Consider the following 13,053-nt stretch of genomic DNA (forward strand, 5'->3'; position numbering starts at 1 on the left):
TTCGGCCGTTCGCCCGCTCACGCCAGCGCCGTTTCGCGCCGCAAAGCCGGCAACTCCAGGTTCGCGCGGAAATCGCCGCCCACGTAGTCGGTATCGAGCAGGCCGCGACGCCGCAACTCGGGCAGCAAGCCGTTGAGCAGCAGGTCTTCCTGGTCGGGCTGGCCGAGCCCGTGCAGCGACAGCACGTCGACGAGTCCCGCGCGATAGCGCGCCTCGATCGCATCGGCGAGTTGCTCCGGCGTGCCGGCGACGAACCAGTGACCGGTCTCCTGCGCGCGGACGATCAGCTCGCGCAGCGTCAGCCGCTGGCGCGCATAGCCGACGAAGATCGCAACCCGCCCGCGCCGGCGATGCACGCTGTCGATGGCCGGCAGCAGCGACGCCGGCAACGGCTGGTCGAGCGGCAGGTCGCGCAGGTCGACGACGCCGCCGAGCATGTCGGCGAGCTTCAGCCTGCCTTGTTCGTAATCGATACGTTCATGCTTGTCGCGCAACCGTCGCGCGACGTCGGCATCGGATTCGCCGATCACCGAATGGAACGAGTTCATCACGAGCGGCAGCCGGTCGCCGCGGCCGAATGCGATGGCCTGCCGATGCAGTTCGGCCACGAATGCGCGCGCATCTTCGTGCGTCGGCTGCGACGTATACACAACCTCCGCGTACCTCGCGCCGAGCGATACGCCGCTGGCCGACTGACCCGCCTGAAACAGCACCGGCCGGCGCTGCGGCGACGGCGGCACGTTCAGCGGCCCCTGCACCTGGAAGTGCTCGCCGTGATAGTCGATCGCGCCGAGCTTGCGCGGATCGACCGAGATGCCACCGCCCTGCCCGCGCCGCGTCGCGCCCGGATCGTTCGCGTCAAACAGCGCGTTGACGACCTCGACGAATTCGGCCGCACGTGCGTAACGCCGTTCGGGGTCGGGCAGCGCCGCATCGCCGAAATTCTCCTCGCCGACCGACGACGTCACCGCGTTCCACGCAGCACGACCGCCGCTCACGTGGTCGAGCGTGCCGATCAGCCGCGCGAGGTTGTACGGGTGGTGATACGTTGTCGACACCGTCGCGACGAGGCCGATCGCCGACGTCGCCTGGCTCAGCGCCGCCAGCGCGACGATCGGCTCCTGGCTGCCCGTCGTGCCGGCGAGGCCGGCCGAATCGGCCTGCAGCAGGTCGGCGGTAAAGAGGCCGGTGATCTTCTCGGCTTCCGCCTTGCGTGCGAGCGACGCCGCACGTCGCACACCGTGTACGACATCCGCATCGCCGGGTGCGTACAGCACGCTCGCCGCGCCGACGAGCGTCTTCAACCGTCTACGTGCGCCGCTCATGACGCGGCTCCGTTCGTCGCGCGATGGCGCGTAGCGAGGGTTCGCGTATCACGCAGTACGCTTTTGTTATTCATCTGCATTCCTCTTGATTCCGTTCGATCTGACACTTCGTGTCGGCATCGTGGCCCCGCATCGCCCGGCAGGCACCGGGCGCACGCCGCGTGGCGACGCGCAGTCAACGACCATAATGCAAGCCCCCCGGTCGGCCGGAACGAATATTTTCGGCTTTCGATATTCTTCTTGATTGTTTGACCGTGCGAACGGCGCCGCAAAATAATTCGGCATGCCAAACCCGTTGATCAGGCCGTTTCGACCCGCGCCGATCGCTTCATCATGACGTTCGACGCCATCCGCTCAGACTCCGATTCGTCCGTTTCGACCGCGTTGCCGTTCCGCTTGAGCGTGCTCGACAAGAGCCCGGTCGCGCCGGGAGAAACGGCCGCCGACGCGCTTGCGCGCAGCGTATCGCTCGCGCGCTTCGCCGATGCTGCCGGTTATCACCGCTACTGGCTCGCCGAACATCACAACACCGCCGCGCTCGCGTGCCCGTCGCCGGAGATCCTGATCGCGCACGTGCTCGCGCATACGCGGCGCATTCGCGTCGGCTCGGGCGGCGTGATGCTGCAGCACTACAGTCCGTACAAGATCGCGGAAAACTTCAACCTGCTCGCGTCGCTGGCGCCGGGCCGCGTCGATCTCGGCATCGGCAAGGCGCCGGGCGGCCTGCCGCTGTCGACGCGCGCGCTGCAGGCCGGCTACGATCCCGCGCGGCGCGCGTCGTTCGCCGATCTGGCCGACGAACTGAATCGTCATCTTCAGGGCCCGGCCACGGCTGCCGATACGACCGGGCAGGATGACGCCACGCCGCATGCGACGCCGCGCCCGCCCGAGCCCGCACAACCGTTCCTGCTCGGCGCCAGTGCGGAAAGCGCCGCGCTCGCGGCGCGGCTCGGCTGGGCGTTCGTCTACGCGTCGCATCTGAACGCATCACCGACCGATCTGGAACGCGCGTTCGATGCCTACCGCAGCGCATCCGGCGGCCGCACGCCGCTGCTCGCGATCTCCGCGATCGTCGCGGCAACCCGCGACGCGGCCGCGCAACTGGCGGGCGGACATCAGGGCTTTCGCGTGCAGGTGGGCGACACGCCTGCCGTCAACGTCGGCAGCCTCGATCAGGCTCACGCCTATATCCGGCAGGCAGGCGGCGGCCCGCATCGCATCGATCCGCGCGAAACGCGAATCGTGCACGGCACGCGCGACGACGTGCTGCACGAACTGCACGCATTGCATCGCCGCCACGGGATTGACGAATTCGTCATCGATACGCCGCTCGCCGATGCCGCACCGCGTATTGCGTCGCTGCGACTGCTGGCGGGGGCGTCGGCCGACGAGCACGATGCGCGGGAATCGCGCGAGCGCGCCGCGACGCCGCAACCGGACTTCGAGGGCACCGCGCGATGACCGATACGATCCGCATCGCCGGCGCGGACGACGTGCCGGCCCTTTACGCGCTGCTGCAGGATGCGTATGCGCCGCTCGTGCAGCAGGGCGTGCTTTTCACGATCACGCGCTCGCCGATCGAGCGCGTCGCGCAGACCGTCGCGCGCGAAACCACGTTCGTGCTCGAACGCACGACACCGGAAGGCCGACTGGCCCTCGCGGCCACGCTGACCGTGCGCTTTCCATGGGTATCCGGCGAACGCCACCGCATGCCGTATCCGTTCCTCCACTGGTTCGCGGTCGCGCCCGCGTTCAAGCGGCAGCGGTTCGGGCACGCACTGATCGAGCACGTCGAATCGCGGTTCCTGGCCGCGCAGGTGAAGGCGCCCGCGACCTATCTCGCGACCGCGACCAACCATCCGTGGCTGCAGCCGTACTACGAACGTAACGGCTACCTGCCGTTCGATCGCTCGACGAATGCGCTCGGCACGCCGCTCGTCTGGCTGCGGAAAATCCTGCTCCCGGAGCTCTATCGCGATCCGGCGGCAGACGATACCACCACGCACGACGTGCCGTTCCACGCAAACGCGTGACGCCCCGCCCTCCGGGCTTCGCGCATCGCATCCCCTGCTACCCACCTCGTGAAAGGCTGCCACGCATGACATTCGCATTTCCGGATTCCGCTCTCCGCGCTTCGCGCCGCACCGCCTCGGCCGCGCTGCTGGTCGCGCTCGCGTTCCCGTATGCGGCATTCGCACAGGGCACGCCCGTCTCCGGAGGCGCGCTGACCTGGGGCGTCGAAACGGAGCCGCGCACGCTGAACCCGCAACTGAACGGCCAGGACAAGGTCGAGCTGCTCCTGCGCAACGCATACGAAAGCCTGCTCGCACAGAAGCCGGACGGCAGCTACGTGCCGTGGCTCGCGACCGGCTACAAGGTCTCCGCCGACGGCAAGACGTATACGTTCACGCTGCGCGACGGTGTGAAGTTCACCGACGGCGCGCCGTTCGACGCGAAGGCCGTGGCCCGCAATTTCCTGAACGCGCGCGAACTGTCGTACTCCGCCGGCAGCCAGCTCGCGCGACTGATCTCGCACGTCGCGGACGTGAAGACACCGGACGAGCACACGGTCGCGATCACGCTCGATGCGCCGTATGCGCCGTTCCTGACGTTCGCCGGCCGGCTGCCGCTGCTGTCGCCGAACGCGTTCGACCGACCGAGCCTGAAATCGGGCGGCCCCGACATCGCGGGCACCGGCCCGTTCATCCTGCGCCGCTACGTCAAGGGGCAGGAAATCGAATTCGCGAAGAACCCCGACTATCGCTGGGCGCCGCCGACGGCGGGCCACCAGGGCCCCGCGTACCTGGACCGGATCGTCTACCGGTTCCTGCCCGAATCGTCCGTGCGCACCGGCGCGCTGCTGTCCGGTCAGGTCGACGTGATCGAAGGCGTGTCCGGCAACGACGCCGCGCTGATCCGCAAGAACGCCGATTTCACCTACCGCCGCGCGCTCAACACCGGCACGCCCTACTCGTTGTTCCTGAACGTCGGCTACGGTCCCACGCAGGATGTGAAGGTGCGCCGGGCGCTGCTGGAAGGCCTCGACACAACAGGCATCGTGCAGTCGATCTACCGCGGCGAGCGCACGCGTGCATGGGGCGTCACGTCGCCGATCGATCCGCTCTATGTCGCATCGATCGAAAAGACTTACGGCAACAACCCGAAGCTCGCGAACCAGTTGCTGGACGAAGCCGGCTGGAACGTCCGCGACAGCGGCGGCTACCGCACGAAGAACGGCGAACGGCTGACGATCGCGGTGATCCAGGCGCAGGCGACGGTGCGCGACCAGCGCGACGTGCTGCTGCAGGCACTGCAGGCGCAGGCGCGGCAGCGACTCGGCGTCGACCTGAAGATCCAGTACGTCGACGACGGCACGTACGTCGAAGCGCGCAAGAGCGGCAAGTTCGGCTCGATCGCGAATTCGAACACACCGCCGGACGGCATCGACATCGAAGGCCACTACCTGCCCGTCGATCGCGGTGGCGCGTTGAACTACAGCCGAGCGGCAGCGCCCGAGCTGACGCACTGGCTGCAGGCGGCCGCACGCACGCAGAACATCGCGGAACGCAAGAAGCTGTACGGCGAGCTGCAGCACTTCGCGATCAACGAGCAGGCGTACGCGGTGCCGCTGTACGAGCCCGAAGACCAGATCGCCGCCGCGAAGGCCGTCCAGGGGCTGCGCTTCCGCTCGTTCGCGCAGATGCCCGAGAACCCGTACGACGTGTGGGTCAAGAAGTAGGCGGGCGCGTCGAGCGCGTTGCCCCGCACGCCGCGCCAAACCGACAGGAGATATCGCACATGAACCCTTCGCCTTCCGCTCCCGTCTCCGTCCCGGACGCGCTGCCGGCCGCACGCTCGCCGGCCCCCTGGCGCCGCTGGCTGCATTCGCCGGTCACGACGCGGCTCGCGACCGGCGCGCTCGTACTGTGGGCCGCGGTCACGCTGTCGTTCGCGGCCGTGCATCTCGCACCGGGCGACATCGTCGGCATCCTGATCGGCGAGCAGCTGAGCACGCCGGAGATCGAAGCGGCGATCCGCCGGGAATGGGGACTCGACGAGCCGCTGCCGCTGCAATACGTGCACTACCTGTGGCGCGTGCTGCACGGCGAGTTCGGCCGCTCGTACATCCTGAACACCGACGTCGCACCGCTCGTGCTCGGCCAGCTGTGGCCGACGCTGAAGCTCACGGGCGCGGCGTTCGTCGTGACGATCGCGTTCGCGGTCGGCCTCGCCGTGCTGACGGCCGGTCGCCGCTGGGCGGGGCGCGCGGCATCCGGCGTCGAGCTGCTGCTCGCGTCGACGCCGTCGTTCTGGCTCGGCATCATGCTGCTGTTCGTGTTCAGCTTCACGCTGAAGCTGTTCCCGGTGGCCGGCGATCGCGGCTTCGCGTCGCTCGTCCTGCCCGCGCTGTCGCTCGGGCTCGCACAGGGCGCAGTGATCGGCCGCGTGCTGCGGCAAGGCATCGAGCGCGCGCTCGACGAGCCGTATGCGCTCACGGTACGTTCGTGGGGCGTCGGCGGCCTCGCGCTGCGCGTGCGCCATGCGCTGCGCCACGCGGCGCTGCCGGCCGTCACGCTCGCCGGCTGGCTCGTGGGCGGGCTGCTCAGCGGCGCCGTCATCACCGAGCAGGTGTTCGGCCGGCCGGGCCTCGGCAAGGTAACCGTCGACGCGGTGCTGTCGAAGGACATGCCGGTGATCCTGGCGATCGCGATCCTGTCCGCGGCGATTTACGTCGCGCTCAGCACCGCCGTCGACCTGCTGTACCTGCTGATCGATCCGCGCCTGCGCGATCGCCGCGCACCGCGTTGAACCGGAGGCTCCGATGTCCACTCCCGTCGATCTCACATTGCGCGCCCCGGCGACATCCGCCGCGGCCGGCTGGCTGCGCCGCCATCCGGGCCTCGCGCTGGCTGCCGTCTATCTGCTGTTGAACGCGATTGCGGTCATCGCACCGGGCTGGCTCGCGCACTACGATCCGCTGGCCGCCGATCCGCTGGCCGCGCAGCTCGGCAGCAGTGCCGAGCACTGGCTCGGCACCGACCAGCTGGGCCGCGACATCTTCTCGCGCGTCGTGTACGGCGCACGCTACTCGCTGTCGATCAGCGCGGCCGCGATCGGCGTCGCAACGCTGTTCGGCACCGCGCTCGGGCTGCTTGCCGGCCTTGCGCGCGGCTGGCTCGACGAGCTGATCACGCGCGTGCTCGACGTCGTGTCCGCATTCCCCGACCTGCTGCTCGCGCTGATGCTGATCTCGTTCACCGGCCCCGGCGCGGTGAACCTCGTGTTCGCGCTCGGCGTCGCGTCGGTGCCGCGCTTTGCGCGCGTGGTGCGGGCGCAAACCTTCGTCGTCGCGGCTTCCGGCTACGTCGAGCACGCGCGCACGCTCGGCCTCGCGCCGGCGGTGCTGGTCTGGCGGCACGTGCTGCCGCATGCGATCGCGCAGGTACCGGTGCTCGCGACGATCGGGCTCGGCACCGCGATCATCGGCACGTCGGGACTGAGCTTCCTGGGCATGGGGCCGCAGCCGCCCGCCGCCGAATGGGGGCTGATGCTCGCCGAGGGCCGCAACTACCTGTACAACGCGTGGTGGATCGCGGTGTGGCCCGGCGTCGCGATCACTGCGGCCGTGATCGCCGTGAATGCGCTCGGCGGCTACTGGCAGGCGCGCTTCGAACGCAGGGAGGCAGCATGAGCACGACCGCATCCGCCACGCCGGCAACGCCGGCCCGCGCCGCACCGCTGGTCCGCATCGAGCGCCTGACGATCGGCTTTCGCGGCGCGCACGGCACGCAGCCCGTCGTCGGACCGCTCGACCTCGCCGTGCATGCCGGCGAATGCGTCGCGCTCGTCGGCGAATCGGGTTCCGGCAAGTCGGTCACCGCACGCAGCCTCGTCGGGCTGAACGGACCCAACGCGGTGATCGACGCCGAACGCTTCGAGATCGCCGGCGCCGACGCGCGCGGCCATCGCGAACGTGACTGGCGCGCGATACGCGGGCGCCGGATCGGCTACGTGCTGCAGGACGCGCTGGTGTCGCTCGATCCGCTGTGGCGCGTGCGCGACCTCGTCGCGGAGGCGTTGCGCAACACGCGCGGGCGCGATGTCGCGGCGCGCAGCGCCGACCTGCTGCGTGCGGTCGGCATCGACGATCCCGAGCGGCGGCTGCCGCAGTATCCGCACCAGTTGTCGGGCGGCTTGCGGCAGCGCGTGCTGATCGGCACCGCGATCGCGGGCGGCGCATCGCTGCTGATCGCCGACGAGCCGACCACCGCGCTCGACATGACCGTGCAGCGCCAGATCCTGTCGCTGCTGCGCGCGCGCCGCGATGCCGGCGACGCGGTGCTGCTGATCAGCCACGATCTCGCGGTCGTCGCCGAGCTCGCCGATCGCGTGCTCGTGATGCGCGCCGGCCAGGTCGTCGAACAGGGGCCGGCGCGCGACGTGCTGACCGCGCCGGCGCACCCGTACACGCACGAATTGCTCGCGGCGATTCCCACCGCCGCATCGCGCGGGTTCCGGCTCGCGACCGCCGCGCGCGTGCCGCTGCCGCCGAAGCGCATCGATACGCAGGTACCGGTACTGGCCGTCGACGCGCTGACGAAACGCTACGGCGATCGCGCCGCGCCGGCCGCGGTCGACGGCGTGTCGTTCACGCTCGCACGGGGCGAGACGCTCGGCATCGTCGGCGAATCCGGCTCCGGCAAGTCCACGGTTGCACGGATCGTGCTCGGGCTCGTCGAACCGGACAGCGGCACCGTCGCGCTCGACGGCCAGCCATGGAGCGGTGTGCCGGAAGCCGCACGCCGCGTGCGTCGCGCCCGGCTGCGACTGATCGCGCAAGACCCGTACAGCTCGTTCGACCCGCGCTGCTCGGTCGGACAGATCGTCGGCGAAAGCCTCGACGCGGCCGGTATCCGCGGCGATGCGCGCCGCCGCCGCGTGCTGCAACTGCTCGACGAAGTGCAACTCGGCGCCGGCTGCATCGACCGCTACCCGCGCGAATTGTCCGGCGGGCAGCGGCAGCGCGTCGCGATTGCGCGCGCGTTCGCGTCGAACCCGGCGCTGCTCGTCGCGGACGAGCCCGTCAGCGCGCTCGACGTGTCGATCCAGGCGCAGGTGCTGGATCTGCTTGCCGATCTGCAGGCCGAGCACGGCACTGCGATGCTGTTCATCTCGCACGATCTCGGCGTCGTGCATCACGTCGCCGACCGGATCCTTGTGATGCGCGGCGGCCGGGTGGTCGAAAGCGGCCCGGTCGAGCGCGTGTTCGGCGCGCCGTCGCACCCGTACACCGCGTCGCTGCTCGATGCGCTGCCGATGCTGCCCAACGCCCGGGCAGCGTCGCCGCTGCCCGCCCTCGCTTGACCTTTGCCCTTCACCGAACCGCTGCCATGAGCCAATCGACTTCCGCGTCTCCCCGCCAGATCCATCTCGACGCCATCGTCCAGCGCGCATCCGGCAACATGTCCGCGTGGCGGCACCCGGATGCGGCCGGCGACGCGAGCACCTCGACGTCGGACGGCCATCGCAAGATCGCCGCGATCTCGAACATCGGCAGCGGGTCGTCGAGGAACCGGCAGCTCGCGTTCGTCAGCGGGCTGCCCGTGGAGTGCTGACGGCACGTGCATCGGGCGCGGCGCAACGGTCGCGATAAGCAAAGCGGGAATCGTTGTTTGCCGCGCCGCGCCCGGTTGCCGAAAATCATCGTTTCCCCGCGCGCGGCTCCCGCGTGCTACACACGCTCGACCATGACCGATTCCCGTTTTCCTCCCCGAGCGCCGCGCTCCGGCCGGCGCGCGGCGCTGCGCCAGCTCGCCGGCGGCTGGGCGGCCGCGATGCTGCCCACCGGCGGCGCGCTCGCGAGCCAGCCGCTCGACGTGCCTCCGTGGACGCGCGCGCCCGGCGCGCCGCTGCTGTCGCCTCCGTACGGCGCGCCGGGGCAGCACGAGCGCGACGTGATCCGTCGCAGCGCCCGCACGCCCGCGCTGCCCGGCTCCGGCTCGTCGATGACGCCGCTCGCCGACCTGTTCGGCGACATCACGCCGAACGGGCTCGTCTACGAGCGTCATCACGCGGGCGTGCCGGATATCGATGCGCGGCGCCATCGCGTCGTCGTGCACGGCCTCGTGCGCGAGCCGCGCGTCTTCACGATCGACGACCTGCTGCGTTTTCCGTCCGAATCGCGGATCCACTTCCTCGAATGCTCGGGCAACACGGGCAGCGAATGGAACGGCCCGAGCGGGCTGCCCGTTCAGTTCACGCACGGGTTGCTGTCGTGCTGCGAATGGACCGGCGTCCGGCTGTCGACGCTGCTCGATGAAACGGGCGTCGATGCCGGCGCACGCTGGCTGCTCGCCGAAGGCGCGGACGGCGCGGCGATGACGCGCAGCCTGCCGCTCGATCGGATCCTCGAGCGCGCGCTGGTCGTCTATGCGCAGAACGGCGAACGGCTGCGCCCGGAGAACGGCTACCCGGTGCGGCTGATCGTGCCGGGTTTCGAAGGCAATACGAACATCAAGTGGCTGCGACGGCTGAAACTGGTGCGCGCGCCGGAGATAACGCGCGAGGAAACGTCGAAATATACGACTCTGCTTCCCGACGGCTGCGCGCGCCAGTTCGTGTTCGAGATGGACGCGAAGTCGGTCATCACGCGGCCATCGGCCGGGCACCGGCTCGCCGCGCACGGGTATTACCCGGTCAGCGGCTACGCATGGTCGGGCCGTGGCCGAATTCGCGCCGTCGACGTGTCGACCGACGGCGGTCGCACGTGGCGGCCGGCACGGCTCGCCGGCGACGTACGCGACCGCGCATTGACGCGCTTCGAGGCCGACTGGATATGGCGCGGCGAGCCGGCCGACCTGCAAAGCCGTGCGACCGACGAGACCGGCTACGTGCAACCGACCCGCGACGCGCTCGTCGCCGCGCGCGGCCTGAACTCGCAGTATCACTACAACGGTATCCAGAACTGGCGCGTCGGCACGGACGGCGAGGTGCGCAATGCGTAAGCCGCTCGGATGCCTGCTTGCAGCCTGCGCGATGACGTCGAACGCATTCGGCGCCGGCTTCGGACTCGGGCAGCCGATCGACCGCGCTGCGCTCGCCCCGTGGGACATCGACGTCGCACCGGACGGCAGCGGCCTGCCACCCGGTGCGGGCACGGTCGCCCGCGGCGGCCACGTGTTCGCGGACAAGTGCGCGATGTGTCACGGCGCCGGCGGCGAAGGCGGCGTCGGCGATCCGCTCGTCGGAGGCATCGGCTCGCTCGCGAGCGCGAAGCCCAAAAAGACGGTCGGCAGCTACTGGCCGTACGCGACGACGCTGTTCGACTACATTCGCCGTGCAATGCCGTACAACGCGCCGCAATCGCTGAGCGCGGACGACGTCTATGCGGTCACCGCGTACGTCCTCCACCTGAACGGCATCGTGCCCGGCGACGCCAGGCTCGACGCGCGCACGCTGCCGCGCGTGCAGATGCCGAACCGCGACGGTTTCGTGCCTGACCCGAGGCCGGGCAAGCTATGACGCGTCTCGCTCCGCTTGCTGCCGGATCGGCCGCACCAGGCAGCCCTCCGCGCGCATCGCGCCATGCGTCGCGCGGATCGACGGCACCACGGGCAGTCATTCGGCAGGCCCCTGTTCCGGTGGATCGGGGCACGTCGCGGCAGCGCGCGATGCGGTATCCGTCACGCGGCGTACGTGACTCGCCGTCCGCAAGGATTGGGACCTACCCACCCCGCGTGAGGGGCCGATTTCAGCTTACGTCACGCATGCGCCGGGACTGATCGCGTCCCGACGCGTCAGTGCTGAATGCCCCAGCGCCGCACGGTCACGCGTTCGAGCGTATCGAACACGAGGTTCTCGACCAGCAGCCCGATCACGATGACGGCCGCGAGGCCCGCGAACACGCGATCCGTGTACAGCTCGTTGCGGTTCTGGAAGATGTACCAGCCAAGCCCGCCCTGCCCCGCGCTCGCGCCGAACACGAGCTCGGCCGCGATCAGCGTGCGCCACGCGAAGGCCCAGCCCACGCGCAGGCCCGACAGGATCGACGGCAGCGCGGCCGGCACGAGGATCAGCGCGATCTGGCGCAGGCCCGTGAGCCCGTAGTTGCGCCCGGCCATTCTCAGCGTGGCTGGCACGCCGACGAAGCCGGTATAGATGCTGAGCGCGAGCGGCCACAGCACCGCGTGCACGAGCACGAACAGCAGGCTGCCGGTGCCGAGCCCGAACCACAGCAGCGCGATCGGCAGCAATGCAATCGACGGCAGCGGATTGAACATCGACGTGAGCATCGTCAGCAGATCGCGGCCGATGCGCGTCGATACCGCGAGCGACGTCAGCGCGAACGCCAGCAGCACGCCCAGCGCATAGCCGCGCAGCAGCACCGACATCGAGATGCCCGTCTTCACGAGCAGTTCGCCCGACTCGATGCCCTGCACGAACGCGGCCAGCGTCGCGCCGAAGGTCGGGACGAGCAGATCGTTCGCGACGACGCGCGCGACGATCTCCCAGACGGCGATCAGCACCAGTGCGATGACGCTACGGCGAAACCATGCGGCGCCGGCGATCCGGCGCAGCAGCGGCGCGGGCGCCGCGCGTTCGGTGTCCGGCACCGCGTCGAGCGTGCGCGTGTATTCGTCGCGCACGGGCGGCAGCGGCGGCAGGACCGGATCGATCGTACTCATGATGCGGCATCCTCCGTCGTGGGCACCTGCGGTGCGTCGGTGTCGAACAGCAGGCGGTGGATTCGGGCGACGTTGTCGCGGAAGTCGCCGGTATCGACGTTGTCGAGCGAATGCTCGTGGCTGTTGAGCTCCGCGCGCACGCGGCCCGGATGTGGCGACAGCAGCAGAATCCGGTTGCCGACCACGAGCGCCTCCTCGATCGAGTGCGTGACGAACAGCAGCGTGAAGCGGAACTCGTCCCACAGCCGAAGCAGTTCCTCCTGCATCTTGCGGCGCGTGAGCGCATCGAGCGCGGCGAACGGCTCGTCCATCAGCAGCACGCGCGGCTGCATCGCCAGCGCCCTCGCAATCGCGACGCGCTGCTTCATGCCGCCCGACAGCGTATGCGGATAGGCATCGGCAAACGTGCTCAGGCCGACCTTGTCGAGATAGTGCAGCGCGCGCTCGCGTGCTTCGGCGCGCGACAGCTTCGCGGCGGCGCGCAACGGAAACGCGACGTTCTCGACGACCGTCTTCCACGGCGGCAACTGATCGAATTCCTGGAACACGACGATGCGGTCGGGCCCCGGCCCGCGCACGGGCCGGCCGTCGAGCGCGATCGAACCCGAGACGGGCTCGATGAAGCCGGCGATCGCCTTCAGCAGCGTGGATTTCCCGCACCCCGACGGGCCGAGCAGCACGAAGCGGTCGCTGCCGTACACGTCGAAGCTCACCTGATGCGTCGCACGAACGATCCGCGCGCCGCTGCGGTATTCGAGGCTGACCTGGTCGATCGCCAGCAGGCGTTCGCTGTGCGTGCCGGCCTGCGCGGCCGGGCGATCGTCGGCACGCGTATCGGGCACGGCGGATGCGGCCGGCGACGCGCCGCCACGTGCCGCATACGGCGGCAACCAGGTTCGGGGAGAAGTGGCGTTCACGATCGAATCTCTTGCGGGAAAAGCATCAACATACGGCCGGGCACCGTGCGGACCAACCATCGATTGCGCATATCGAAACCGCGCCGACGCATAAGCGTCGATCGCGGCGTCACAGCATCGGTGCCG

The 13,053-nt window shown here is 69.7% G+C and carries 12 protein-coding genes; 9 read left to right on the top strand and 3 right to left on the bottom strand.

Translation table 11 applies throughout. The features are described from left to right. Positions 1–17 precede the first annotated feature (17 nt). The gene (locus DPV79_RS19500) at positions 18–1,325 is read right to left on the bottom strand and encodes an NtaA/DmoA family FMN-dependent monooxygenase (RefSeq protein ID WP_113046234.1); all 1,308 of its coding nucleotides are present in this window, start codon (positions 1,323–1,325) and stop codon (positions 18–20) included. A 333-nt stretch (positions 1,326–1,658) separates the two neighbouring features. Here DPV79_RS19500 and DPV79_RS19505 point away from each other — a divergent pair, with 333 nt between their 5' ends. From DPV79_RS19505 to DPV79_RS19545, 9 genes are all read left to right on the top strand, one after another. Then, positions 1,659–2,786 (top strand): MsnO8 family LLM class oxidoreductase, encoded by a 1,128-nt coding sequence (locus tag DPV79_RS19505; RefSeq protein WP_113046235.1) that lies wholly within the window; start codon positions 1,659–1,661, stop codon positions 2,784–2,786. Then, entirely contained in the window at positions 2,783–3,358 is a 576-nt protein-coding gene (locus DPV79_RS19510; protein WP_113046236.1) for a GNAT family N-acetyltransferase, read from the top strand. The genes DPV79_RS19505 and DPV79_RS19510 overlap by 4 nt, the downstream gene beginning before the upstream one ends. Positions 3,359–3,423: 65 nt before the next feature. Beyond that, complete coding sequence (locus tag DPV79_RS19515) at positions 3,424–5,064, top strand: ABC transporter substrate-binding protein (RefSeq protein WP_113046237.1); 1,641 nt, start codon at positions 3,424–3,426, stop codon at positions 5,062–5,064. A 59-nt stretch (positions 5,065–5,123) separates the two neighbouring features. Further along, on the top strand, positions 5,124–6,134 hold the full coding sequence (locus DPV79_RS19520; protein WP_059496945.1) for an ABC transporter permease: 1,011 nt from the start codon (positions 5,124–5,126) through the stop codon (positions 6,132–6,134). A gap of 13 nt (positions 6,135–6,147) precedes the next feature. Next, on the top strand, positions 6,148–7,017 hold the full coding sequence (locus tag DPV79_RS19525) for an ABC transporter permease (protein ID WP_081071545.1): 870 nt from the start codon (positions 6,148–6,150) through the stop codon (positions 7,015–7,017). Beyond that, positions 7,014–8,690, top strand: coding sequence for a dipeptide ABC transporter ATP-binding protein (locus tag DPV79_RS19530; protein WP_113046238.1), 1,677 nt, complete (start codon positions 7,014–7,016; stop codon positions 8,688–8,690). The genes DPV79_RS19525 and DPV79_RS19530 overlap by 4 nt, the downstream gene beginning before the upstream one ends. 26 nt (positions 8,691–8,716) lie before the next feature. Further along, the gene (locus DPV79_RS43395) at positions 8,717–8,941 is read left to right on the top strand and encodes a hypothetical protein (protein WP_113046239.1); all 225 of its coding nucleotides are present in this window, start codon (positions 8,717–8,719) and stop codon (positions 8,939–8,941) included. A 132-nt stretch (positions 8,942–9,073) separates the two neighbouring features. Beyond that, positions 9,074–10,330: a sulfite dehydrogenase gene (soxC, locus tag DPV79_RS19540; protein ID WP_113046284.1), complete on the top strand. Its 1,257-nt coding sequence runs from the start codon at positions 9,074–9,076 to the stop codon at positions 10,328–10,330. Continuing rightward, the gene (locus tag DPV79_RS19545) at positions 10,323–10,847 is read left to right on the top strand and encodes a c-type cytochrome (protein WP_060125752.1); all 525 of its coding nucleotides are present in this window, start codon (positions 10,323–10,325) and stop codon (positions 10,845–10,847) included. Before soxC ends, DPV79_RS19545 begins: the two co-directional genes overlap by 8 nt. 275 nt (positions 10,848–11,122) lie before the next feature. Here the strand turns inward: DPV79_RS19545 and DPV79_RS19550 are convergent, their stop codons facing one another. Continuing rightward, complete coding sequence (locus DPV79_RS19550) at positions 11,123–12,010, bottom strand: ABC transporter permease (RefSeq protein WP_113046240.1); 888 nt, start codon at positions 12,008–12,010, stop codon at positions 11,123–11,125. Further along, on the bottom strand, positions 12,007–12,987 hold the full coding sequence (locus DPV79_RS19555; RefSeq protein ID WP_060217289.1) for an ABC transporter ATP-binding protein: 981 nt from the start codon (positions 12,985–12,987) through the stop codon (positions 12,007–12,009). Before DPV79_RS19555 ends, DPV79_RS19550 begins: the two co-directional genes overlap by 4 nt. Between the last annotated feature and the right edge of the window lie 66 nt (positions 12,988–13,053).

This window comes from Burkholderia reimsis, from assembly GCF_003294055.1.
GTDB lineage: Bacteria > Pseudomonadota > Gammaproteobacteria > Burkholderiales > Burkholderiaceae > Burkholderia > Burkholderia cepacia.

What these genes read in the sequence shown, in the direction of transcription:
- DPV79_RS19500 (WP_113046234.1), bottom strand. Translation starts at nt 1,325, where the DNA reads ATGAGCGGCGCACGTAGACGGTTGAAGACGCTCGTCGGCGCGGCGAGC.
- DPV79_RS19505 (WP_113046235.1), top strand. Translation starts at nt 1,659, where the DNA reads ATGACGTTCGACGCCATCCGCTCAGACTCCGATTCGTCCGTTTCGACC.
- DPV79_RS19510 (WP_113046236.1), top strand. Translation starts at nt 2,783, where the DNA reads ATGACCGATACGATCCGCATCGCCGGCGCGGACGACGTGCCGGCCCTT.
- DPV79_RS19515 (WP_113046237.1), top strand. Translation starts at nt 3,424, where the DNA reads ATGACATTCGCATTTCCGGATTCCGCTCTCCGCGCTTCGCGCCGCACC.
- DPV79_RS19520 (WP_059496945.1), top strand. Translation starts at nt 5,124, where the DNA reads ATGAACCCTTCGCCTTCCGCTCCCGTCTCCGTCCCGGACGCGCTGCCG.
- DPV79_RS19525 (WP_081071545.1), top strand. Translation starts at nt 6,148, where the DNA reads ATGTCCACTCCCGTCGATCTCACATTGCGCGCCCCGGCGACATCCGCC.
- DPV79_RS19530 (WP_113046238.1), top strand. Translation starts at nt 7,014, where the DNA reads ATGAGCACGACCGCATCCGCCACGCCGGCAACGCCGGCCCGCGCCGCA.
- DPV79_RS43395 (WP_113046239.1), top strand. Translation starts at nt 8,717, where the DNA reads ATGAGCCAATCGACTTCCGCGTCTCCCCGCCAGATCCATCTCGACGCC.
- soxC (WP_113046284.1), top strand. Translation starts at nt 9,074, where the DNA reads ATGACCGATTCCCGTTTTCCTCCCCGAGCGCCGCGCTCCGGCCGGCGC.
- DPV79_RS19545 (WP_060125752.1), top strand. Translation starts at nt 10,323, where the DNA reads ATGCGTAAGCCGCTCGGATGCCTGCTTGCAGCCTGCGCGATGACGTCG.
- DPV79_RS19550 (WP_113046240.1), bottom strand. Translation starts at nt 12,010, where the DNA reads ATGAGTACGATCGATCCGGTCCTGCCGCCGCTGCCGCCCGTGCGCGAC.
- DPV79_RS19555 (WP_060217289.1), bottom strand. Translation starts at nt 12,987, where the DNA reads ATGGTTGGTCCGCACGGTGCCCGGCCGTATGTTGATGCTTTTCCCGCA.